A 23,159-nucleotide genomic window follows, 5' to 3' on the forward strand; every position below is an offset into this window, starting at 1 on the left:
GCCCCGGAGCAGCGCATGACCCTCGACACCCAGGCCCGCCCGCCGATCGACCGGAGCACCTGCTCGGCGCTCGACGCGGCCGACCCGCTCGCCGCCTTCCGCGAGCGCTTCGTCCTGCCCGAGGGCGTCGTCTACCTCGACGGCAACTCCCTCGGCGCGCTCCCCCGGGCGACGGCGTCCCACGTCGCCCGGGTGGTCACCGAGGAGTGGGGGCACGGGCTCATCCGCAGCTGGAACGACGCGGGATGGTTCGAGAAGCCGCTCGCGCTCGGCGACCGGATCGCCCCGCTCATCGGCGGGGCGCCGGGCGAGGTGACCCTCGGCGACTCGACCTCGGCGAGCCTGTTCCAGGCGGTCGTCGCGGCGGCGCGGCTCCGGCCCGGGCGGCGCACGATCGTCGCCGAGCGCGGCAACTTCCCGACCGACCTCTACGTGCTCGAATCGGTGCAGGAGCTCCTCGGCGGCGACGCGCCGCTCGAGCGCCGGCTCATCGCCGACGAGGGGCCGACGCTCGCGGACGTGCTCGACGAGGACGTCGCCGTCGTCGTGCTCACCCACGTCGACTACCGCACGGGCCGCATGCACGACCTCGCCGAGGTGACCCGCCAGGTGCACGAGGCCGGCGCGCTCGTCGTCTGGGACCTCTGCCACTCGGTCGGCGCGGTGCCCGTCGAGCTGAACGCCGCGGACGCCGACTTCGCGGTCGGCTGCACCTACAAGTACCTGAACGGCGGACCCGGCTCGCCCTCCTTCATCTGGGTCGCCGAACGGCACCAGGCCGAGGCCCGCCCGGCCCTCACCGGCTGGCACGGGCACGCCCGGCCCTTCGCCTTCGAGCTCGGCTACGCGCCGGCCGAGGGCATCGGCCGGTTCCGGGTGGGCACCCCGCAGCTCCTCGCGCTCGCGGGCCTCGAGGCGAGCCTCGACCTCTGGGCGGAGGTCGACCTCGCGGAGCTCCGGGAGAAGAGCCTGCGGCTCACCGAGCTGTTCATCTCCCTCGTCGACGCCCGGCTCGCGCCGTGGGACGTCGAGGTCGTGACGCCGCGCCAGTCGGCCCGGCGAGGCAGCCAGGTGTCGCTCCGGATCGGCGCCGCCGACGGCTACGCGGTCATGCAGGCGCTCATCGACGGCGGCGTGATCGGCGACTTCCGCGCCCCCGATCTCGTCCGCTTCGGCTTCGCGCCGCTCTACGTCTCGCACGCCGACGTCTGCGACGCGGTCGACGCGCTCGAGGACGTGCTCGCGAGCGAGCGCTGGCGGGAGCCGCGCTTCGCCCGGCGGGGCCTCGTCACGTAGGCCGGATCGGCGGGCGGGATGCGCCACCGGATGCGCGGACCGGCTCTAGTCGGATCGGCGGCCGATCACTAGCGTTGGAGCACGCCGCAACGGCGACGGGATCCGGGGGAACGGCATGACGAAGATCGAACACCGGCTGGCGCGTCCGAGCGGCGACGCCGCGGCCGAGCCGTCGTACGTCACCACGCTGGCGAGGTTCGCCTACGTGTGGGGCTATCCGATGGTGAACATGATGAACCGCCGCGCGCGGTTGAGCGCCGCACCGGAGCCCGGCCGGCTCGGCGGAGTGCTGCCGGCATCGCCGACGGGGCAGATCTCGATGCTGAACGACTACATCGAGCCGGACGAACGGTTCATCGCGTGCCCGAACCAGGACGTCGCCTACGGACTCGGGTTCTTCTCGCTCGACGAGCAGCCGGTCGTCGTGCAGGTCCCCGACTTCGGCGACCGCTTCTACGTCTACGCCTTCTACGACGCCCGCACCGATCAGTTCGGTCGCCTCGGCTCGCTCTACGGCAGTGCGCCGGGCCACTACCTCCTCGCGGGCCCGAACTGGGACGGGGAGGTCCCGGCGGGCATCGTCGAGGTGTTCCGGAGCCCGACGGCGCTCGCGAACGCGATTCCGCGCGTCTTCATGGACGACACGGATGAGGACCGCGCCGCCATCCAGCCGCTGGTGAACCGGATCATGGTGTACCCCCTGTCGGAGTACACCGGCGAGTTCCGGACGACGGACTGGTCGGCGGTTCCGTCCTTCGACGCCGGGCCGAGCTCGGGCGGCGAGACGAGATGGGTGCAGCCGGAGACCTTCTTCGATCAGCTCGGCGACGTCCTCGCCACCGTCCCGCCGCAGGCCGGGGAGGAGGCGCTCTACGCGCAGTTCGCCGCGCTGCGGGAGGCGGGTTCCCGGGATCCGCAGACCCGGACGGTCATCGACGAGGCGTTCCGCGCCGCGGACGAGGAGTTCGTCGCCAACGCGATGCGGTGGCGCTTCAACGGCAAAGACGCCGGGAACGGGTGGAACCGTTCGCTGAACAACTCGCAGTGGGGTCTCGACTACCAGAATCGGGCGACGACGGCGCGATCGAACATGTTCGAGAACCGCCCGAACGAGACCCAGTACTTCTACACCGACACCGATTCCGACGGCGAGCAGCTCACGGGCGGCGGCAGCTACGAGCTCACCTTCGCTGCGGGGAGTCTGCCGCCGGTCGACGGATTCTGGTCGCTGACGCTGTACGACGTCGATCACTTCTTCTTCCCGAACCCGCTCGGACGGTACTCGCTCGGCACGAAGAACACCTCGCTCCGCTTCGACCGCGACGGCTCGCTGACGATCCACGTCGGCCACGCCTCGCCGGGTGCCGAGCTCGAGAGCAATTGGCTGCCTGCGCCCGCCGAGGCGTTCTCCCTGTATCTGCGCGCCTACGGCGGGCAGACGCCGATCACCGACGGCACGTGGGTCCCTCCGATCGTCGCCCGGCGGGGCCTCGTCACGTAGGCCGCGCGCACAGGGCCCGGCTGTACACTCGGGGCTGATCCGCTCGACGCGGCGTACACCAGCACGTGCCCCCGCCCGCGCTCGCGCCGTCGACGGAGGAGCCCTCCGAGGAGCCCCGTGAAGCCCACCGTGCAGACCCTGCTCGATCGACCCGAGCTGACCCTCCGCCTGCTCACGTCGGCGGAGTCCCTGCCCGAGGGCGCGCTCGCCGCGCCGGTGACCTGGGCGCACAGCTCCGACCTCGCCGACCCGACGCCGTTCCTCGACGCCGGGCAGGTGCTCCTCACGACCGGCACCTGGCTCGGCGCGGACGAGGGCGACCCGGTCGACATCGCCGCGTACGTGGCGCGGCTCCGGGAGACCGGCATCGCCGCGCTCGGCTTCGGCACCGAGGTCATCCGCAACGGCACGCCGGCCGCCCTCGTCGAGGCGTGCCTCGCCTCCGGGCTCCCGCTCTTCGAGGTCCCCTACCGCACCCCGTTCATCGCGATCGCCCGCACGGTCGCCGACCTCATCGCCGAGGACGCCTACGCCCGGCAGGCCTGGGCGCTGCAGGCGCAGCGCGCCATCTCGCTCGCCGCGCTCCGGCCCGATGGCCTCTCCGCGACGCTCGCCGAGCTCTCCAAACGGCTCGGCGCCTGGGTCGGCCTCATCGACTCCACCGGCGGCCTGGACCGCGAGTTCCCGCTCGGCGGGCTCGGCCAGCCCGCGCTCGGCGAGGTCGTCGGCGAGGCGCGCACGATGCTCCGCCGGGGGCAGCGGGCGAGCCGCGCCGTCGAGGCCGGCGGCACGGTGGGCCGGCCGCAGCGGATGACGCTGCAGACCCTCGGCTCGGGCGGGGCCCTGCGCGGCGTGCTCGCGATCGGCGACTCCCCCGAGCTCGACCAGGCGGGCCGCGAGGTGGTCACCTCGGTGATCGCGCTCGCCGGACTCGCGCTCGAGCAGAACCGCGACCTCGACCGCGCCCGCGGGCACCTCCGCTCCGGACTGCTGCGCTCGCTCCTCGCGGGCGACGTCGGCCTCGCGGCCGACGTCGCGGGCGAGATGTGGGGGCCGCTGCCGGAGGCGCCGCTCCGGGTGCTCGTGACGAGCGCGCCCGACGACGGCATCGACCGGCTCGTGGAGCTCCTCGAGCTCCGCGTCGACGAGCGCGGCGGACGGCTCTTCTTCGGCCGGGACGGCGAGCACGTGGTGGTGCTCGCCGAGGATCCTGATGCGGCCGACCTCGCCGAGGAGCTCGCCGCGGAGTTCGAGCTCGCCGTCGGCGTCAGCGACCCCGGGTCGCTCGCCCAGCTCGCCGACGCCCACGAGGAGGCCGTGCGCGGCTACGAGCGCGCCCGCGAGGCCGGCTCCGGCGTCGCCTGGTTCGACGACATCAGCCGGCAGGGGGTGCTCGCGTTCCTCGCCCGCACCGACGCCCGCGCGGTCGCCCGCGCGACCCTCGCCCCGCTCACCGAGTACGACCGGGAGAACGGCACGACGCTCGTCGCGACGACCCGCACCTGGCTCGAGAACGGCGGGCAGTTCGACGCCACCGCGCAGGCGCTCGGCGTGCACCGGCACACGGTGCGCAGCCGGGTCGGTCTCGCCGAGCGACTGCTCGGGCGCGACCTGTCCGGCTTCCACGCCCGCGCCGACCTCTGGGCCGCGCTCCTCGCGGTCGAGTAGGCGGCTCAGCCGGTGCGGGCGCGGCTCAACCGGTCCGGGCGCGGCCGGCCCGGCTCAGCCGGCGCGCTGGGCGGCGATCAGCCGGCGGTACCAGTCGAAGGAGTCCTTGCGCGTGCGCTCGCCGCTGTCGAGGTCGAGGTGCACGAGCCCGAAGCGCTGGGTGTAGCCGTCGGCCCACTCGAAGTTGTCGATGAGCGACCAGACGTCGTAGGCCCGGACGTCGACCCCCGCCTCGATCGCCCGGTGCACCGCGCGGAGGTGCCCGTCGAGGTAGGCGATGCGCTCGGCATCCGCGATCCGGCCGTCGACCACCTCGTCGGGGTAGGACGCCCCGTTCTCGGTGATCGCGACCGGCGGCAGCGCGTCGCCGTAGGCGTCGCGGAGACCGACGAGCAGCCGCTCGAGCGCCTCGGGCACGACCGGCCAGCCGAAGCCGGTGACGGGTGCCCCCGGGATCTCGACGGGCTCGAACGGCAGCCCGGCCTCCGCGAAGGGCGAGCCCGGCGCGGCCGCGGCCACACGGGTCGGGTTGTAGAAGTTCACGCCGTAGAAGTCGAGCGGGGCCGACACGAGCTCGAGGTCGCCCTCCTCGACCCCGGGGAACGCGTCGAGCCCGAGCGGCGCGAGATCGGGGTAGCGGCCGAGCAGCACGGGCTCGGCGAAGATGCGGTTGTAGATCGCGTCGAACGCGCCGGCGGCGAGGAGGTCGCCCGGCTCCGCCGAGGCGGGCTCGACGAGCGTGTGGTTGTTCGTGATGCCGAGTTCGGCGTCGGGGCGGGACGCCCGGATCGCCTGCACCGCGAGGCCGTGCCCGAGGAGCTGGTGGTGCACGGTCGGCAGGGCGCCGAGCATGAGCGTGCGGCCGGGGGCGAGCTCGCCGAGCGCGTACCCCTGCAGGGTGGTCATGGCCGGCTCGTTCAGGGTGATCCAGCGGCCGACGCGGTCGCCGAGGGCGTCGACGACGAGCGCCGCGTACTCGGCGAAGCGGGCGGCGGTGTCGCGGGCGAGCCAGCCGCCCTCCTCCTCGAGCGCCTGTGGCAGGTCCCAGTGGTAGAGCGTCACGAGCGGGGCGATGCCGGCGTCCGCGAGCGCGTCGACGACTCGCGAGTAGTGGTCGAGGCCCGCCGGGTTCGCCGGCCCGCGGCCGTCGGCCTGGATGCGCGGCCAGGAGATCGAGAAGCGGTACTCGTCGACGCCGAGCTCCGCGAGGAGGGCGACGTCGTCGCGGTACCGCCGGTAGCTGTCGGCGCTCGTGGTGGCGTCGCGACCGTCGCGGATGCGACCGGGCTCGGCGGCGAAGACGTCCCAAACGGAGGTGCCGCGCCCGTCGGCGTCCGGGGAGCCCTCGATCTGGAAGGCGGCGGTCGCGGCGCCCCAGCGGAATCCGGCCGGGAACACCGGCATCCTCGTCGTCTCGGCCATCGGCATCCTCGCCCTCCGGGTCAGCGGGGCCTCGTCGCCCCCGAGTGGGTCATCTGACCCACTCCGCCCACCCTACGCATCTCCACCCCGAGTTGCCCGACTTTCATGAAACTCGGGCAACTCGGGTGGTGATCCAGAGTTGCCCGACTTTCATGAAAGTCGGGCAACCCTCGGTTGGATGCGCCGCGGCTAGCGCTGGCGACGGCGGCGGATCAGCACGATCGCGAGCACCGCGCCGCCGGCGAGCAGGATGCCTCCGGCGACGAGCGCGATCGGCAGCGGGTCCACGCCCGTCCGCGCCATCGGCGGCGCGGCGTCGAACTCGTTCACGACGTCGATCCGGACGACGTCGCCCGAGCCGACGATGACCGAGGCCGTGCGCGGGTCGTCCACGTGCGGCGTCAGCGTCGTGCGCGCGGCACCGCCGGCATCCGTCTCGACGAGTTCGCACGCGGCGCCCGTCGGCAGCTCCTCGTACACCGTCGTGAGCGAGCTCGCCTTCGAGAGCGTGCGGGTCGCCCCGCCCGGGATCTCGATCTGCACGCCCTCGCCGCCGTCGTCGCGGACGCAGGTGAGCTGCACCGTGAAGCTGCGGTCCGCGGCATCCGCCGCCCCCGAGCCCGTGATGGTCTTCACGACCTCGATCGACCCGAGCTCGAAGACGTTCGTCACCGTGAAGCTGCGCTCGACGCCGGGCTCGACGACGAACGTGGAACCGGGCTCGCCGTCCTCGTCCGTGATCCGCACGTCGTTCGCGCCGCCCGTGCCGGTCTCGCTGAGCTCGCACTCGGCGCGCGCCGGCAGCGGCGCGTAGTCCGCCTCGTACCCGTTGGCCGCGTTCAGCACGCGCTCGGGGCCGCCCGGGATCTCGACCGGCACCGGCCCGCCCTCGAGCGGCAGGGTGCAGGCGAGCGAGACCGTGAACGGTCCGGCCCCGTACCGCTCCGCGCCGTCGCCGGTGCGCTCCTTCACGACGTGCAGGGAGCCCGCCAGGAAGGTGTTCGTCACCGTCACCTCGACCGGCTCGCCGCCGACGAGGAACGGTCCGTCAGGGGAGACCGAGACCTCGTCGGCGAGACCCGGGTCGGGCTCCGTCACGGTACAGGAGGCGCCCGCGGCGATGCCGCCGACCTCGGTAGACCAGTCCCCCTCGGGCGTCGGCAGCACGAGGTCACCGTCCCAGACGGTGCGGATGCCGGAGTCGTCGGAGAGCACGCACTCGAGGTGCAGGGTGAACGGCCCCTGGCCGAAATCCTCAGCGCCCGGCCCGTCGGCGACCTTCTCGATCACGACGCTCGCGACGTCGAAGGCGTTGTCGGCCTCGACGCGCACGGTCGGATCGTCCTCGCCGTCGACCGGCGGCAGGGTGACCTCGACTTCGGCGCCCGGCGTGGTGACCGGGTCGCCGTCGCCCTCGGTCACGGTGAGCGTCGTCCCGCTCGCGCCCTTCGCGTCCGTCTCCTCGACCGTGCACACCGCGCCGGCGGGCAGGCCCGTGAGGACGATCCGCTCGCCGTCGGCGAGCTCGATCGCCATCGGCTGCCCCTCGGGGTACCCGTCCGCGACGACCTCCTCGCCGAGGTACGTGCAGCTCACCTCGAAGTCGAAGGGCCCGTAGGCGACCGGGTCGCCGTCCTGGTCCACGGCGTTCGAGTCGACCCGCTTCTCGAGCACGAGGCCGCCGAGCTCGTAGACGTTCTCGAGCTCGACGAGCCCGATCGGGTCGGTGTCGCGGCCGACGACCGCCGTCGTCGAGGACGAGCTCGTCTCGCCGTTCGCGCCCGGCACGTCGGCGAGCTCGCACTCGGCGCCCCACGGCAGGTCGTCGACCCGCTGCACCTCGTTCGCGACGAGGGTGAGGTCGATCGGCGGCAGCTTCGTCTCGACGGGCGTGCCGATCGCCGAGGTGCACGTGAGCTGCACCTGGAACTCGTCGGGCGCGTAGGCCGCGCCGTCACCGGTGACCCGCTTCACGACCTCGATCGGGCCGGTCGCGAGCGAGACGCCCACGCGGCGCCCTTCGCTCGGCAGGACGCTTCCCGCACCCGAGCTGCCGCCGACCGCCGCGGTGTTCCACGCGATGGTGTCCGGCCCGGCCGTCGGCGAGACGGCAGGGCTGCGGGTCTGGAAGGTGAAGTCGACCTCCTCGCCCGGCTGCAGCTGCGCACTCGTGAAGAGGAACTCGACCTTGATGCTCGTCACCGCCGCCGGATCGAGCGAATCGATCGGCACCCAGGCGCCCGGCGGGCACGTCGCCCCGGGCGAGCTCAGCTCGACGGTGCACGGATCGGCGGCGGTCGTGCCGTACACCAGGAAGGAGTCCGGCATCCGCGAGCCGCCCACCGACTGCGGCGTGACGTTGCCGACCCAGAGCGGCGTCCACTCCGAGCCGCGCGGCAGCGTGGCGTACGCGCCGGTGTCGCCCGGCGTCGGCAGCCGGTCGATCGAGATGACGCGATCCGCGGGGATCGTGCCGGTGTTCTGGCCTGCGACGAGCCAGGTCTCGGTCGTGCCGGGCTTCGTCACCGGCACGCACGGCGCGCGGTAGTAGTCCGCCACGGCCGGGGTGCAGGCGGCGCTCGCAGCGGGGTCGTCGACGTTCCGGACGCCGAGGCCGTCATCGGCCTTGACGAACTTCGCTGCACGCAGCGCGCCGACGTTCGCCGGGTACACGACCGTGGTGTCGGAGCAGTCCTCGTGGGGCCCTGCCGTCCCCTCGCAGAAGTCGAACGGCCGGTCCGCCGTCACGTCCACCGCGTTCGTGACCTCCTGTCCGGCCGAGACGCCGGGGCGGAACATCAGCATGACGGTGATCGTGTACGTCTGACCGGGCTCGAGCACCGTGCCGTCCGGGAAGCGGAACTCGATCGCGCTGCCGTCGGCCGTGACCGTCGTGGTGACGTCGTCGGGGTCCGTCGGCATGGGCGAGCCGTTCGCCGGGTCCGGTGCGTCACCGGCCAGCGTGTACGCGTACGGCGATCCCGAGAGCTCGGGGTCGAAGACGAGCAGGGGCTCGCCGTCCTGCATCGGGATGCGGTCGACGATGACCGGGTTCGAGATCGGGCCGGTCCCGCTGTTCATCACCTCGAGCGTGAACGGGATCACGGCGCCGGGGTCCTGCACGCCGCGCGGCCCCTTCGTCACGACGACGGAGGTCTCGTAGTGCAGATAGCGGGCCTCGGCCTCGGCGTCGTCCGTATCGGTGTACAGCGGGTCGCCCGAGCCGTTCTCGAGGAAGGAGTTCGCGGTGGCCTCCACCCGGTTCGTGAAGGTGCCGAGCTCGGTCTCCCCCGGCGCCGGGGTGTTGCCGTCGATCACGAGGTCGGTGCGCACGTCGCCGCCGCTGCGGTACTCGAGCCGCCGCTGCACGAACAGCGGCATCTGCTGGAGCGGGTTCGCCGGGTTCTCCCACTGGGCGCCGTCGGCGCGGCTGAAGGTGAAGCGGAGGCCCTGCACGTCCTCGGGCTGCACGGTGGCGGGCAGCTGCGGGGTGGTGCCCGGGCTTCCCGTCACCCAGCTGCCGCCCGTGCGGGTGAGCGAGCCGTCGGGCTCCGCCGTGAAGGTGGCGCCGGTGAAGGCATCCACCTGCACCCGCGTGATCGGCGAGGTGAGGGTGAACGTCGGCCCGAAATCGACGAAGTCGAAGGCGTTCCAGAACGTCGCCTCGTCGTCGGTGACGACGAGCTCGGCCGCTCGCGCCGAGCCCGTCGGCCGCGCCGTGAGCGTCATCACGATCGGGTCGCGGTCCGCTTCCACCTGCGCCTGCGGGGAGAACCGCTTGCCGGCGATGACGCCGATCTCCAGCTCGACGAGCCGCATCTGCGCGTCGTCGTCGTCGGTCACGCGGTGCTGGTCGTTCACGCCGCCGAGGTCCTCCACGGCGCTCTGCGCGACGTTGTGCACGGGCGAGTCGGCCGCGGTGACCGGGGCGCCGCCGACGCGGTGCGTGGCGCGGAGCCGCAGGTCCATCACGAGGCGGGTATCGGCGCCCGAGGCGATCCGGCCCTCGTGCACGACGGCGATGCCGACCACGTCGGCGAGTTCGGTCGCGGACATGCCGGTCGCGGTCGCGATGCTGACCTCGTCGACGGCACCGCCTTCACGGGTGAGCTGCACGGTCGCGGTGACCGTGCCGCCGGGCACCGAGATGCTGACGATCCGGCGCAGGTCGAAGGCGTCGAAGGCGCTCGGCCCGGTCTGCGCGGGCGAGGGGTCGCTCACGCTCAGCGTGTCCACCTGGGCGACGGTCGCGTTCGTGCCGATGATCGTGACGCGCCCGCTCGGGTAGTCCTCGGGCGCGGTGCCGGCCGGCGGGATGCCGATCGGCCCGCCCGACCAGCCCTTCGTCACCGTCGTGTTGAGCGGCCGGTCGATGATCGAGATGAGGTCGGCCGCGGTGTCGCGGACGACCTGCTCGTCGTCGGCGTAGCCGGTCGCGGAGGCGGTGTTGTCCACGTCGCCCGGCGTCGCGGTGTTGTAGAGCCGCGTGCCGAGCACCGGGTCGGGGTCGCTCGACGGCACCCTGGCGAGGTCGCGCAGCTCGAACACGAGGTCGAGCGGCCGGTCGTTGCCGCTCGATCGGGCGACGCCGGTGCCGGGCAGCGGCGCGTCGATGGGCGCGTCGGCTGCCTCGCGCGGCGCCGGGTACTCCTCGAAGACGAGGCGGACGCCCGTCGTCGAGGCGCGCTCGGCGTCGCTCAGCCGGTAGCCGGGGAAGGCGCCGTCGCAGGCGCCGCCCGCGCACGGATCGGTCTCGGTGGGCACCCAGGCGGAGCCGTTCCAGAGCTCGACCGCGGCGACGCGGTCGTACTGCAGCCAGGGGTCGGCCGTGATCTCGGGGATCTCGACGAGGTCGAAGGCCTGGAAGACGGATGCCGCGATGGCCGCGTCGTCGGCGGGCGGGTCGGCGGTGTCGGCGACGATCACCCGGTCGAGGTTCGAGTAGCCGCCGGTCGACCAGTGCAGCCTGGCGGTCGCCTGCTCGCCGCTGCGGGCGATGACGACGGCGGGGACGGGATCGACCCACTCCTTGTCGATGAGGTCGCCCTCGCCCGGCGTCGTCGGGATGAGGTCGATCGCGGGGCACGGGTCGGGCGTCGTCGCCGATCCGGGGTCGACGCCGGGCGCGGTGGCCCCGGCCGAGGCGCAGTTCGGCACGGGCTGGTCGCTGCCCGCAGCCGGACCGGAGCCGTCGCGGAGCTCATCGCGGAGCTCGCTCGTGAAGTTCGGCTGCACCGTCGTGCCCGGCGGGAAGCCCGCGGGGTCGTCGAACTGGAACTGGAGGCCGCCGATGTCGTCGCGGAGCTCCGGCGGGATCGTCATCGAGAACGGGTTCGGCGCCGTCACGTGGTCGGCGTCCTCGAACACGATCCAGCGCTGCTCGGACACGCTCCAATAGCTGATGGTGAGGGTCGCCCCGGGCGGGATGTCGGTCTTCGTGATCGCGACGACGTCGAAGCTGTTCCACCAGCCCGGGTCGGGGATCGTCTCGGGGTCCTGCACGACGATCTGCGTCGCCGACGTGGTCGAGTCGGGCTTCAGCAGCTGCGTCGGCAGCTGCACGGTCGCGAGCTCGCCCGGCACGGAGGGGATGCTGCCGGGGTTGATCTTCTTCGTCGTCTCGACGACGAGCTTCTTCTCGAGGATCGTGAGCTCGGCGGTGTCCTCGTCCGTGGCGGTCGAGCCGCCCGCCTCGCCCTCGACGCCGACGGTGTTCGGGATCGTCATCGGTCCGGAGAGCGAGGGGTCGGTGGCGACGTCGAAGCGGATGCCGGCTTCGGCCCCCTCGGTGATGGTGCCGGTGTAGTCCACGGTGAAGCCCGCGACCGTCTTCGCGGGGTCGGGCCCCGGCGGGTCGACGCCCTCCTCGAGGTCGTAGACGGGGCTCGTGGTGCCGTCGCTGTAGCGGTAGACGAGGGTCGCGGCATCCGTCCCGTCCGGCCAGCCGATCGGACCGGTGAAGCCGTCGAAGGCGGCGTCGCTCGTGAAGTCGCCCGAGGCGGGCTCCGTCACCGTCATCCGGTCGAGCTCCGTCTCACCGCTGTTCTTCGCGACGATGCCGACCTCGCTCGTCTCGCCCGGCAGCACCTCGGCCGGGTCGAAGGCCTTCTCGACGTCGACGACGACGGGGTCGAGCACGATGCGGTAGTCGTCGCTCGCGGTGGACGTCTCGGCGTCGTCGCCGCGGCCGACCTCGCTGCTGGCGGTGTTCTGCACGGTGACCGGATCGGCGAGCCCGTCGACCTCCTCGCCCTGCACGAGCGTCGCGACGACGCCCGCCTGCGCGCCCGGCGGGATGGTCGCCCCGCCCGAGGAACTCGTGAACTCGACGCGGAACCCGCCCGCGTCGGCGGCCGCGGGGGCGGCCGGCGGGGCGGGCACGGCGGGCGCGGTCGCGGGCGGGCCGGGCACCCAGCTCGACGTGGCGGGGTCCCAGTAGGACAGCACGGCGGTGTCGGCGCCCTCGGGGTAGCTCACCGAATCGACGGATTGCAGATCGAGCAGGTCGAAGGCCCCCGGCTGGCCGGGGTCGGCCGGGTCGCTGATCACGATCCGGTCGACGGAGCCGTTCGAGGTGTTCGTGCCCCCGAGCGTCGCGGTGAGCTCGGTGCCGGGCGCGGCCACGGCCGAGGGCGGCTCGATCGTCTTGGTGGCCTCGGTCGCGAGCTCGAGCTCGACGACCGGGGTCACCGCGATGCTCCCCTGCGCCTGGTCGGCGTTCACCGCGGTCCCGGTCGCGGTGTTCGTGATCGGGACGCCGTTCAGGTCGTAGGGCATCGGGTCGGGCGCCTGCACGGTGATCGTCACCGTCGCCGTGGTGTTGTCGAGGAGGCCGGTGCGTCCGTCGCCGAGATCCTGCGTGAAGACGACTTCCACGTCACTGCCGTCGATCGTCGGCGTCTGGGCCGCCGCGCCGCTCACCGCGGCAGAGATCGGCACGAACGGCGCGGGCACGGCGTCGCTCAGGGTCGCGCCCTCGCACCCGGTGTCGGTGATCGAGGAGCACGACATCTGCACCGTGTAGCTGAAGGTGTCTCCCGGGTTCACCGCGGTGACCGAGGCCTGCTTGCGCACCTCGAGCACGCTCGTCACCTCGGCGGCCTGCGCGGGCGCGACGCCGAGCGGCAGCGCGAGCGCCGCACCGACGGCGAGCGCGAGCGCTCCCGACAGGATCCTCCGGATGCGACGCGACACGGCCATGGTCCCCCCTCTGTACCGAGGCTCCGGGTCCGGCTCTCGCCGTTCGTCGGCGCCCTCGCTCATTCAACCGGAGTAGCGGGTCCGATGTCGAGTGTTCGGCGAGTACCGTGGGAGGCATGTACACGAGCTACGCCGCCATCGGCGACAGCTTCACCGAGGGCGTCGGCGACGAACTGCCCGACGGCTCGGTGCGGGGCTGGGCCGACTTCGTCGCGCTGGGCCTCGCCGCGCACGCCAGGGAGCCCGTCCGCTACGCGAACCTCGCCATCCGGGGCCGGAAGCTCGGCCCGATCATCGAGGAGCAGGTCGACGCGGCCATCCGCCTCCGCCCCGAGCTGATCAGCTTCAACGGCGGCGGCAACGACATCATGCGCCCGCGGATGGACGAGGGCGCGGTCGCCGATCGCTTCCGCGAGGCGGTGCTGCGGATCCGCGACGCCGGGGTGCACGTCCTCATGCTGAGCGGCGCGAACCCGAGCGACCACCTGCCGATGGGCCGGATGATGGACACCCGCGGCGCCCGCCTCACCCGGGCCCTCGCCGACGTCGGCGAACTCGACGGCGTCACCTTCGTCGACAACTTCTCCGACCGCGGGCTCCGCGACATCCGCTACTGGTCGCCCGACAAGCTGCACCTGAACTCCCTCGGCCACGCCAGGGTCGCGAGCAACGTGCTCACGGCGCTCGGCGTGCCCGTGCCCGTCGAGTGGGGCGTCGAGGAGGTGGCGGCGGCGCCGGCCGGCCCGCGCAGCCGGAACACCGCGGCGTACTACCGCGAGTTCGTGCTGCCCTGGATCGGCCGGCGCCTCACGGGGCGCAGCTCCGGCGACGGCCGCACGGCGAAGCGGCCCGTGCTCGAGCCCTTCTCGCTGCCGTAGCCGGCACGGGCGGGATCAGCGCGCCGGCCCGACGGGCGGATGCCTCAGCCACGCACGTTCGCGACGAACTCGCGGGTGCGCCGGGCGAGCCCCTCGATCCGGCGCAGCGCCTGCCAGCCGTCGCGCACCTCGGCGGGTGCGAGCGGCGCGTGCAGCCGCACGTTCTCCTGGCACGACAGGTCGGCGCAGAGGTAGCTGCCGAGCGAGTCGCCCTTCGCCCCGGCCGGCCCCGCTCGACGCGCCGAGAACAGCGTCACCTGGTCGGCGGGCTGCTGAGTGTGGCAGAGGTTGCAGATCGCCGCGCGGTGGCGCGACATCGTGCTCTCCGCCGCGCGCAGCACGATGCCGACCGGCTCCTCGTCGATGAGCGTCACGAGGTAGCCGAGCCGCCGGTTCGCGCGATCGCGCCAGGCCACCGCATCGAGCCGCTCCCACTCGGCGACGAGCACCTCGATGGGCAGCTCGAAGTGCTCGAGCTCCGCTGGCGTGCCGTTCACGAACGACGCGCGGATCTCCTCCTCGCTGAGCGGACGCATGACTCCCCCTCCGACTCAGCCACCCTACGCCCGGCCCGGGACGCCGGACGACGGGGCGGGCGCGAGGCTCAGCCGGCGCGGTGCAGCAGCGCCGGGCGCGGGCGGTCGTCGGCGACCGGCTTCCACCCCTCCGGCGTGCGCCGGTAGGCGGCGCGCGGCCCCTCGGCCACGAGCTGCTCGAGCGCCGCGAGGAACCGGTCGACCTCGGCCTCCCCCGTGCCGATGCCGATGCTCGCCCGCAGCCCGTTGGAACGGCTCGCGACCCGGTCGAACAGCGGGTGCGCGCAGAAGCGCCCGGCCCGCACCGACACCCCGTGCTCCGCCGAGAGGGCCGCGGCGAGCAGGCCCACCGAGCCGTGCTCCAGCTCGATCGTGACGATGCCGAGCTCGCCCGGGGCATCCGCGAACGCCCGGATGCGGCGCACCCCGGCGATGCGCTCGACGCCCGCGCCGAGCCGCGCGGCGAGCGCCGCCTCGTGCCCCGCCCGCGCCGGCTCGCCGAGCCGTTCGAACTCGGCGAGCGCCGCCGCGATCGCCGCGGCGCCGAGGACGTTCGGCGTCCCCGCCTCGTGGCGCTCCGGCGAGGCGTGCCAGGCGACGGCGTCGAGGGCGACGTCGGCGACCGCGCCGCCGCCGGCGAGGTAGGGCGCCGCCCGGTCGAGCCAGTCGGCCGGGCCGACGAGCGCGCCCGCGCCGTACGGGGCGTAGGCCTTGTGGCCGGAGAACGCCAGGTAGTCGGCGCCGGACTCCGCGAGCGAGATGCGTCGGTGCGGCAGGAGCTGCGCGGCGTCGACCGCGAGCCGGGCGCCGTGCGCGTGGGCGAGGGCGGCGAGCCGCTCGACGGGCAGCAGCTCGCCCGTGACGTTCGAGGCCCCCGTGACCGCGAGGAGGGCGGCGGGACATCGGGCGAGCTCGGCCTCCAGGGCGAGGAGCGTCGCTGCGATGCTCGGCTGCGCGACGACGACGCGGCGGCTCCGCCACGGCAGCAGGTTCGCGTGGTGCTCGAGGTCGAGCACCACGACGTCGCCGGGCACGGCGCTCGCGAGCAGGTTCAGGGCGTCGGTCGTGTTGCGGGTGAAGACCACGACGTCGCCGTCGCGGGCCCCGACGTGGCGCGCGACGGCGGCGCGCGAGCCCTCGACGAGCTCGGTCGCGAGCTCGGAGGCGTAGCCCGTGCCCCGGTGCACGCTCGAGTACCACGGGGTGATCTCGGCGACGTGCTGGGCGACCGCGACGAGCGGCGGCGCGGACGCGGCGAGGTCGAGGTTCGTGTGCGGCACCCGCCCGCCGCCGAGCACGGGGACGACGAGCCCCCGGTCGGCGAGCTCGGCGAGCGGCATCAGCCGGGTCCCCGTCGCCCGCGCCTTCCGCTCCGCCACCGTGCTCGCTCCAGTCATGCGGCGACGCTACGACCGCGGCGGTGCGCCCGCCAGGGCCCCGGTCACACACCGGAACGCGGCGTCACACGGCGTCATGCGGTGCGGCATCCGCCGCTCGGATCGGCCGGCTCAGCCGTGCAGCGCGCCGAGCGAGGCGTGGACGCTGTCGGGGCGGGCGAGCCCCAGGTGCTCCCGCAGCGTCGTGCCCTCGTAGGCGCGCGGCAGCACGCCGCGCCGCTGCAGCTCAGGCGCGACGAGCGAGGTGAACGCCTCGAACTGCGCGGGCTGCACCGCGGAGAGCACGTTGAAGCCGTCGACGGCGCCCGCCTCGCCCCACGCCTCGAACTCGGTCGCGACGTCCTCGGCGGTGCCGACGATGATCGGCGCCGTCACGGACGCCGCGACGACGAGGTGCCGGAGCGCCGGCGGACGGAAGCCGCCGGGCGTCCGACCGGTGCGCTCGGCGACGATCTCGACGAGCTGCTGGCCCGCCGGCCCGAACTGCTCGGCGACCGCGGGGGTCACCGCGAGGTCCGGCGAGACGCCCTGGAGGTCGACGCCGACGAGCGGCGAGAGGCTCGCGAGGGAGCGCTCGGGCGGGAACCCCGGCGGCGGGCCGTCGGGCCAGTCGTCGGCGAGCCGCACGAGCTCCGAGAGCTCGTCGGCGATCGCCTGCGCCCGCGCCCGCGTCTCGGCGACGATCGGCAGCACGGGGGCGATCACCTTGAGCGTGCGGTCGTCGCGGCCGGACTCGAAGGCGAGGGCGCGGAGCTCCTCGCGCACGGCGACGGCGTGGGCGAGGTCGTCGGCGGCGACGAGCGCGAGGTCGGCGCTGCGGGCGGCGATCAGCCGGGACGCCGGGGATGCCCCGGAGCGCACGATCGGCGGATGTCCCTGCACCGGGCGCACGGCGTTCAGGGCGCCGTCGACGCGCAGGTGCTCGCCGCGGAAGCGCGCGTCGTGCAGGCCGTCCGGGTCGAGGAAGTCGCCGCTCGCGGCATCCGCGAGGATCGCGTCGTCGTCGAAGGAGTCCCAGAGCCGCTGCAGCACCGTCTCGAACTCGACGGCGCGCTCGTAGCGGCTCGGGTGCACCTGCTCGGCGTCGAGCCCGTGGTTGCCGGCCGCGCGCGGATCGGCGGTCGTCACGAGGTTGAGCCCGACGCGGCCGCCCGAGAGCAGGTCGACCGAGGCGGTCGCCCGGGCCACCGGATACGGGTCGGCGTAGCTCGAGTCGACGGTGGCGATGAGGCCGATGCGCTCGGTGACGGCGGCGAGGTGCGCGACCGCGGAGAGCGGATCGATCCGGGCGAGGAGGTAGGGGTCGCGGTGCGCGAGCTCCGGCCCGGTGGCGAGCCAGTCGCCGAAGAACAGGTAGTCGAGCCGGGCCTGCTCGGCGAGCCGGGCGGTGAGCCGGAGCACGCCGGCGTCGCCGCGGGGGTCGCGGTGCGCACCCGGGTAGCGCCAGCCGGAGGGGTAGGCGCCGAGCGCCCGCACCATGGCGCCGATGATGAGCCTCGTCATGCAGCGCCTCCCCCGTCGCCCGCCCGGTCGCTGGCGGCGTCTCCGACCCGGGTCCGGGCCGTCCACGACGACGGTAGGGGCGGGCGCCCCGCCCCGCGAGCCCCCGCCGACGCACGGGGTAAGACGGCGCAACACGCGGTCGCACAGGTACCCCCGGCACCGGGGCCGCACGGCATCCGGCATCCGGCACTCGGCACCCAGCGGATTCGCAGGAAGCGCCGCGTCATGTCCGGTGCGCTCGCCCGTCTCTTCTCCGAGGCGGGCGCACACCGGATCCCCCGATCGGGTCGCGTCCGTTCGCCGCGAGAGCCTGCTCCAGCGGCGACCCCCGGGTCCCGAGCCCGGGGGCTCCCTCACCCCGAACACACGGCCCCCGAAACACCGAGTTGCCCGACTTCCAGGAAAGTCGGGCAACTCGAGAACCCGGCGTACGGCGCGGATCAGTCCTGGTCGCGTCGCGAGCTGTGCCTGGGCTTCCGGGCGGGCCGCGCGGCCTGCTCGTCGTCGCGGCGCGGGGCGCGGTCGTCACGGCGCGCACCGCCCCGGTCGTCGTCACGGCGCGGCGCACGATCGCCGTCGCGGCGGCGGTCGCGACCGGAATCGCGGTCGAAGCGCTGCGGGCCGCCGCGATCGGGGCGCAGCTCGATCAGCCGGCCCGAGATGCGCGTGCCCTCGAGGCGGTCGAGCACGTCGCGCGGCAACGTGGCGGGCAGCTCCACGAGCGAGAAGTCGCCGCGGATCTGGATGCGCCCGAAGTCCTCCCGGCGCAGGCCCCCCTCATTCGCGAGGGCGCCGACGATCTGCCGCGGCTCGACCCGGTGCCGGCGGCCGACCGCGATGCGGTAGCTCTGCAGGGCGCCCGAATCCTCGCGCCGGCGCCGATCGGGCCGCTCGCGGTCGTCGTCCCAGCCGCGGCGCTCCCCGCGGCCGCGGTCGTCGCCGTCGCGCTGCCGGCCGCGCCGCTCGTCGTCGCGCTGGCGGCGCTCGAAGCGGGGCTCCGGGTCGGGCTCCAGCAGGAGCGGCGACTCGCCCTGCGCGACCACGGCGAGCGCGGCGGCGACGTCGACCTCCGGCACGTCGTGGTGCCGCACGTAGTGGGCGATGATGTCGCGGAAGCGCTCGATCCGCGGGGCCTCGTCGAGAGCTGCGGTGATGCGGTCGTCGAAGCGGGTGAGACGCGTCTCGTTCACCTCGTCGACGCTCGGCAGCGGCATCTGGGCGATGGGCTGGCGCGTCGCCTTCTCGATCCGGGCGAGGAGGCCGCGCTCGCGCGGGGTGACGAAGCTGATCGCGTCGCCAGTGCGGCCGGCGCGGCCGGTGCGGCCGATGCGGTGCACGTACGGCTCGGAGTCGGTCGGGATGTCGTAGTTCACGACGTGGCTGATGCGGTCGACGTCGAGGCCGCGGGCCGCGACATCCGTCGCCACCAGGATGTCGAGCGCGCCCGACTTCAGCTGCTCGACCGTGCGCTCGCGCTGGGCCTGGGCGAGGTCGCCGTTGATCGCGGCGGCGGAGAACCCGCGGGCCCGCAGCTTCTCGGCGAGCTCCTCGGTCGCGTTCTTCGTGCGGACGAACACGATCATGCCCTCGAAGTTCTCGACCTCGAGGATGCGCGTGAGGGCGTCGAGCTTCTGCGCGTGCGAGACGACGAGGTGGCGCTGGGTGATGTTCGCGGAGGTCTGCGTCTTCGCGGCGACGCGCACCTCCTCCGGGTCGTTCAGGTACTGCTGCGACATCCGCCGGATCGTCGCCGGCATGGTCGCGGAGAACAGCGCGACCTGCTTGTCGTCGGGGGTGTCGGCGAGGATCGACTCGACGTCCTCGGCGAAGCCCATGCGCAGCATCTCGTCGGCCTCGTCGAGCACGAGGTAGCGGATGCCGGAGAGGTCGAGCGTGCCGCGGTCGAGGTGGTCCATGATGCGGCCGGGCGTGCCGACGACGACGTGGACGCCGCGGCGGAGCGCCGACAGCTGCACGCCGTAGCCCTGGCCGCCGTAGACGGGGAGGATGTGCACGCCGGGCAGGTGCGCGGCGTAGCGCTCGAACGCCTCGCAGACCTGGAGCGCGAGCTCCCGGGTGGGGGCGAGCACGAGCGCCTGGGGCTCGCGGACGTCGAGGTCGAGGCGGGCGAGGATCGGCAGCGCGAAGGCGGCCGTCTTGCCGGTGCCGGTCTGGGCGAGGCCGACGACGTCGCGCCCCTCGAGGAGGAGCGGGATGGTCGCGGCCTGGATGGCGGAGGGGGTCTCGTAGCCCACGTCGTCGAGCGCGGCGAGCACCGCGCCGTCGAGCCCGAGGGCGGCGAAGCCGGAGGGCCTCGGCTCGGCGGAGTCCGCTGCCTCAGCGGATTCCGCGGCTCCGGCAGGACCGGCGATGGGCTCTGCTGCGGCCGGGTCGGGCGTCGGGAAGTCGTCTGAAGTCACGCTCCAGGGTAGTCCCCAGAGATGTCCAGCGCCTGTGCAGCTCGGCAGGGTACGGTCGGTGCCAGGCCGTGACCCCGGCCGTCCCCCCACTTATGACGCGCACGCTACCCCCACGCAGAGCCACGTCGGCAGTCCCCCCTGCCCGTGCGCCGCGCCGCACCACACCCCGCCGCGCGGTCGCCGTGCTGGCGCTCGCGTTCACGGCGGTGGTGCTCCTCGGACTCGTGCCCGGCTTCGTGGGATCCGCCGTCTCGACGGCGCTGCCGTGGCTCGGGCTGCTGCTCGTCCCGCTGCTCGTGGGGGCGCTCGTCGTGCGCGGCCGCACCTGGCTCGTGACGCTCGTCCCGGTGCTCGCGTGGGCGTTCGCCGTCGGGCCCTCGCTCGCCTGGCTGCCGGGCGACGGCGACGGTGGCGCGGCGGCTGCGGCGGCCGACACCGCGGACGCCCCGGCCGAGCTCGTCTTCGCGAGCCAGAACGTCGAGGCGCTGTCGGGCACCGCGGACGTGTCGGCCACGACGCTCGCCGCCGCCGGCGCCGACGTGATCGCGCTCACCGAGCTCGAGGGCGACGCCCGCGAGCGCGCGGACGCCGCGCTCGAGGAGTCCCACCCTTACCGCTACGCGGTCGGCACGGTCGGCATCTGGAGCACCTCGCCGATCTCGAACGCCCGGCCGCTCGAGCTCGGGCTCGGCTGGAACCGGGCGCTCACGGTCGACGTGTCCGCCCCCGCCGGCCTCGTGAGCGTCTACGTCGTGCACGCCGCCTCGCTGCGCCCCGGCGCGCAGTCCGACCGCGACACGATGCTCGAGGAGCTCGCCGCGGTGATCGACCGCGACGAGAACGAGCGCGTCGTCGCGCTCGGCGACTTCAACGCCGCATCCACCGATCCGGCGCTCGCCGGGATCCGCGGCACGCTGAGCGAGCCGGGGCAGTCGGAGCCGTCGTTCGGCTTCACCTGGCCTGCCGCCTTCCCCGTCGCGCGGATCGACCACGTGTTCCAGCGAGGGCTCACCCCCGTCGCGAACACCGTGCTCCCCGCGGGCGCGAGCGACCACCTCGCGGTGCTCACCACGCTGCGGTTCTGAGCGGGTCCGGAGCGGCCCCGCGCGGGAGCGCGGCCGCGGACGCACAGCGCCCGCCCAGCCCGCGCGCAGCCTGCGGAGGTACCGTCGGCCCATGAGCGATCGGGGGATGGCGCGGGCGGCGCCAGTCGTGCGGATGCCGCGGGGGCGGCAGTTCGCGGTGACCTGGGCGATTCCGAGCGACTACGGCGGGATGACTCAGGCGATGCTCGCGCGCTGCGCCTCCTTCGCGCGCCTCGGCGGCACGCCCGTCGAGGTGCTGACGTTCGACGCCCACCCCGACGTCCCCGGCCTCGAGGCGGGACTGCGGTCGCGCGGCGCGCTCGCCCACGGGGTGTCGCTCGTGAACCTGTACGAGTGGCTCCGCGAGCACCCGCTGCCGGGCGGCTCGCTCCGCCTCGACCGCGACGCCTTCACGCCCCTCGACGACGCCGGCGCCGACGAGCTGCTGCGGCGCGGCGACCGGGTGGTCGCCCGGCTGCGGCACGACGACGCCGGGCGCCTCCTGCAGATCGACCACCTGCGCGCCGACGGCACGCTCGTGCTCAGCGACCGCCGCGACGCGCGCGAACGGGGCGCGGTCGGCGGTCGTTCGGTCGTGCTCTGCGATGAGTCGGGGGCGCCCGTGCGCTCCTGGGCCCGGGTCTGGCACCTCTACACTGCCTGGCTCGACGCCCTCACCGCGGGCGAGCGGAGCTTCATGATCGTCGACAGCAAGACCATCGCGCCGTTCATGCTCGGCTACCGCCGCAAGCACGTCGTCACCGCCCACGTGGTGCACGCCTCCCACCGTTCCGGGCGCGGCGAGACGCATCCGGTCCGCGCCTCCCGGCGCGAGGTGTTCGACCGCATCGACGAGTTCGACCTCGTGGCGCTGCTGTCGAAGCGCCAGGCGGAGGAGGTCGCCGAGCTCGTCGGCGAGCGGCCGAACGTCGTGGTCATCCCGAACGCCCGGCCGGCGCGCCAGGGCTCGGCGCCGACGATCGTGCGGCCGCGCTCGGGCGGCGTCGTGCTCGCCGCGCTCACCCGCCGCAAGCGCGTGCAGGACGCCGTGCGAGCCATGACGCTCGCGAACGCCGAGCAGGCGCAGCCGGTGCGCCTCGACGTGTACGGCGACGGGGAGTGCCGCGCCGAGGTCGAGGCGCTCGCGGCGAAGGCCCCGGGCGTCCGGCTGCACGGCTACGACCCCACCGCACGGCAGCACCTCGACGGGGCGTCCTTCCTCCTGCTCACCTCCCGTTCGGAGGGCTTCCCGCTCGTGCTCGTCGAGAGCATGGCGGCCGGCTGCCTGCCGATCGCGTACGACATCCGCTACGGCCCCGCCGATCTCATCCGCGACGGGCGCACGGGCTTCCTCGTCCCGGAGGGCGACGTCGAGGGGCTCGCCCGCGCGGTGCGCCGGCTCGAGGCGATGCCGGCGGCGCGGGTCGCGGCGATGCGGCGGCGGGCGATGCAGGCGGCGCGCGACTTCGACGAGGAGCGGGTCGTGGCGAAGTGGTCGCTCGAGCTCACGCGCGCCCTCGAGCGGCGGCAGCACCGGCGGCCCTCCTGGCGGCTGCGCCTCCGCAGGGCCGTGTCGCACTCGCCGCTCGGTCCGGTGCTGCGCACGGTGCTCCGCCCGGTCCGCGCGGTCCGCGCACACCGCTGAACGACGGTCCGGCGGATGTCGGGGGCGCCGCGTACGGTGCAGGGGTGGTCGATCGCTGCGCGCTGACGGATGCCTCGGGCGCGCCGTGCCCGAACGCGGCCGCGGCCGGGGCGCCGGTCGCCCTCTGCGCGGCGCACCTCGCGCTCGCACTCGACTGGGCCGAGGGCGAGTACGGCGCCCGCGGCCTCCTGCTCTCCCCGTGCCTGGCCTGCGGCGGTCGCGTCGGGCTCCGCCTCCCCGACGCGACCCTGTGCGAGCGGTGCGGCTGGCCGGTGGGCGAGGTGCCCGACCGGGAGTTCGGCGCCCCCGTCGTCGACGTCGTCTACTACCTGCGCTTCGACGACCGCATCAAGATCGGCACGAGCGGACGGCTGCGCGCCCGGGTCGCGGCGCTCCCCCACGACGAGCTGCTCGCCCTCGAGCCGGGCGGGCGAGCGAGCGAGCGGCGCCGGCACGAGCAGTTCGCCGGCTCGCGCATCCCCGGCACGGAGTGGTTCGAACGCACTCCCGAGCTCGACGCCCACGTCGCGGCGCTCGCGCTCGGCGTCGACGACCCGTGGGCGCAGTACGACGCGTGGGTCGCGGCCCGCGGCGCGGCGTTCGCCTGA

General features: G+C 74.3%; 13 protein-coding genes. 7 read left to right on the plus strand and 6 right to left on the minus strand.

Features of this window, described 5'->3' with window-relative positions:
* Positions 1–15 precede the first annotated feature (15 nt).
* From kynU to ROT00_RS13875, 3 genes are all read left to right on the plus strand, one after another.
* Positions 16–1,296: a kynureninase gene (kynU, locus tag ROT00_RS13865; RefSeq protein ID WP_404775618.1), complete on the plus strand. Its 1,281-nt coding sequence runs from the start codon at positions 16–18 to the stop codon at positions 1,294–1,296.
* Between the two features lie 115 nt (positions 1,297–1,411).
* Entirely contained in the window at positions 1,412–2,797 is a 1,386-nt protein-coding gene (locus ROT00_RS13870; RefSeq protein WP_404775619.1) for a DUF1254 domain-containing protein, read from the plus strand.
* A 117-nt stretch (positions 2,798–2,914) separates the two neighbouring features.
* The gene (locus tag ROT00_RS13875) at positions 2,915–4,465 is read left to right on the plus strand and encodes a PucR family transcriptional regulator (protein ID WP_404775620.1); all 1,551 of its coding nucleotides are present in this window, start codon (positions 2,915–2,917) and stop codon (positions 4,463–4,465) included.
* 54 nt (positions 4,466–4,519) lie between these two features.
* Here ROT00_RS13875 and ROT00_RS13880 read toward each other — a convergent pair whose 3' ends face one another.
* Both ROT00_RS13880 and ROT00_RS13885 read right to left on the minus strand, forming a co-directional pair.
* Positions 4,520–5,887, minus strand: a complete 1,368-nt coding sequence (locus ROT00_RS13880) for a GH1 family beta-glucosidase (protein ID WP_404775621.1) — start codon at positions 5,885–5,887, stop codon at positions 4,520–4,522.
* A gap of 189 nt (positions 5,888–6,076) precedes the next feature.
* Positions 6,077–13,087 carry a DUF5979 domain-containing protein gene (locus tag ROT00_RS13885; protein ID WP_404775622.1) on the minus strand — a complete coding sequence of 2,337 codons (7,011 nt, stop codon included), beginning with the start codon at positions 13,085–13,087 and terminating at the stop codon, positions 6,077–6,079.
* A 116-nt stretch (positions 13,088–13,203) separates the two neighbouring features.
* Here ROT00_RS13885 and ROT00_RS13890 point away from each other — a divergent pair, with 116 nt between their 5' ends.
* The gene (locus ROT00_RS13890) at positions 13,204–13,965 is read left to right on the plus strand and encodes an SGNH/GDSL hydrolase family protein (RefSeq protein ID WP_404775623.1); all 762 of its coding nucleotides are present in this window, start codon (positions 13,204–13,206) and stop codon (positions 13,963–13,965) included.
* 44 nt (positions 13,966–14,009) lie between these two features.
* On the opposite strand, the gene ROT00_RS13895 is transcribed toward ROT00_RS13890, so the two are convergent.
* From ROT00_RS13895 to ROT00_RS13910, 4 genes are all read right to left on the minus strand, one after another.
* Complete coding sequence (locus ROT00_RS13895; RefSeq protein WP_404775624.1) at positions 14,010–14,501, minus strand: FBP domain-containing protein; 492 nt, start codon at positions 14,499–14,501, stop codon at positions 14,010–14,012.
* 68 nt (positions 14,502–14,569) lie between these two features.
* Positions 14,570–15,898, minus strand: a complete 1,329-nt coding sequence (locus ROT00_RS13900; protein ID WP_404775625.1) for an aminotransferase class V-fold PLP-dependent enzyme — start codon at positions 15,896–15,898, stop codon at positions 14,570–14,572.
* 111 nt (positions 15,899–16,009) lie between these two features.
* Positions 16,010–17,401, minus strand: a complete 1,392-nt coding sequence (locus ROT00_RS13905) for an NtaA/DmoA family FMN-dependent monooxygenase (protein WP_404775626.1) — start codon at positions 17,399–17,401, stop codon at positions 16,010–16,012.
* A 440-nt stretch (positions 17,402–17,841) separates the two neighbouring features.
* The gene (locus tag ROT00_RS13910) at positions 17,842–19,773 is read right to left on the minus strand and encodes a DEAD/DEAH box helicase (RefSeq protein WP_404775651.1); all 1,932 of its coding nucleotides are present in this window, start codon (positions 19,771–19,773) and stop codon (positions 17,842–17,844) included.
* A gap of 230 nt (positions 19,774–20,003) precedes the next feature.
* Between ROT00_RS13910 and ROT00_RS13915 the strand changes: the two genes are divergently transcribed.
* The 3 genes from ROT00_RS13915 to ROT00_RS13925 all read left to right on the plus strand — a co-directional run bounded on the left by ROT00_RS13915 (position 20,004) and on the right by ROT00_RS13925 (position 23,159).
* Positions 20,004–20,906, plus strand: coding sequence for an endonuclease/exonuclease/phosphatase family protein (locus ROT00_RS13915; protein ID WP_404775627.1), 903 nt, complete (start codon positions 20,004–20,006; stop codon positions 20,904–20,906).
* A gap of 91 nt (positions 20,907–20,997) precedes the next feature.
* Positions 20,998–22,551 carry a glycosyltransferase gene (locus tag ROT00_RS13920; protein WP_404775628.1) on the plus strand — a complete coding sequence of 518 codons (1,554 nt, stop codon included), beginning with the start codon at positions 20,998–21,000 and terminating at the stop codon, positions 22,549–22,551.
* 44 nt (positions 22,552–22,595) lie between these two features.
* Positions 22,596–23,159, plus strand: a complete 564-nt coding sequence (locus ROT00_RS13925; RefSeq protein ID WP_404775629.1) for a GIY-YIG nuclease family protein — start codon at positions 22,596–22,598, stop codon at positions 23,157–23,159.

Source organism: Agromyces mediolanus (assembly GCF_044917495.1).
Lineage (GTDB): Bacteria > Actinomycetota > Actinomycetes > Actinomycetales > Microbacteriaceae > Agromyces > Agromyces mediolanus_B.

Bases quoted from the DNA above. Each gene is read 5' to 3' on its own strand.
- ROT00_RS13885 (WP_404775622.1), bottom strand. From the start codon at position 13,087: ATGGCCGTGTCGCGTCGCATCCGGAGGATCCTGTCGGGAGCGCTCGCG.
- ROT00_RS13870 (WP_404775619.1), top strand. From the start codon at position 1,412: ATGACGAAGATCGAACACCGGCTGGCGCGTCCGAGCGGCGACGCCGCG.
- ROT00_RS13900 (WP_404775625.1), bottom strand. From the start codon at position 15,898: ATGACTGGAGCGAGCACGGTGGCGGAGCGGAAGGCGCGGGCGACGGGG.
- ROT00_RS13920 (WP_404775628.1), top strand. From the start codon at position 20,998: ATGAGCGATCGGGGGATGGCGCGGGCGGCGCCAGTCGTGCGGATGCCG.
- ROT00_RS13890 (WP_404775623.1), top strand. From the start codon at position 13,204: ATGTACACGAGCTACGCCGCCATCGGCGACAGCTTCACCGAGGGCGTC.
- kynU (WP_404775618.1), top strand. From the start codon at position 16: ATGACCCTCGACACCCAGGCCCGCCCGCCGATCGACCGGAGCACCTGC.
- ROT00_RS13880 (WP_404775621.1), bottom strand. From the start codon at position 5,887: ATGGCCGAGACGACGAGGATGCCGGTGTTCCCGGCCGGATTCCGCTGG.
- ROT00_RS13895 (WP_404775624.1), bottom strand. From the start codon at position 14,501: ATGCGTCCGCTCAGCGAGGAGGAGATCCGCGCGTCGTTCGTGAACGGC.
- ROT00_RS13905 (WP_404775626.1), bottom strand. From the start codon at position 17,401: ATGACGAGGCTCATCATCGGCGCCATGGTGCGGGCGCTCGGCGCCTAC.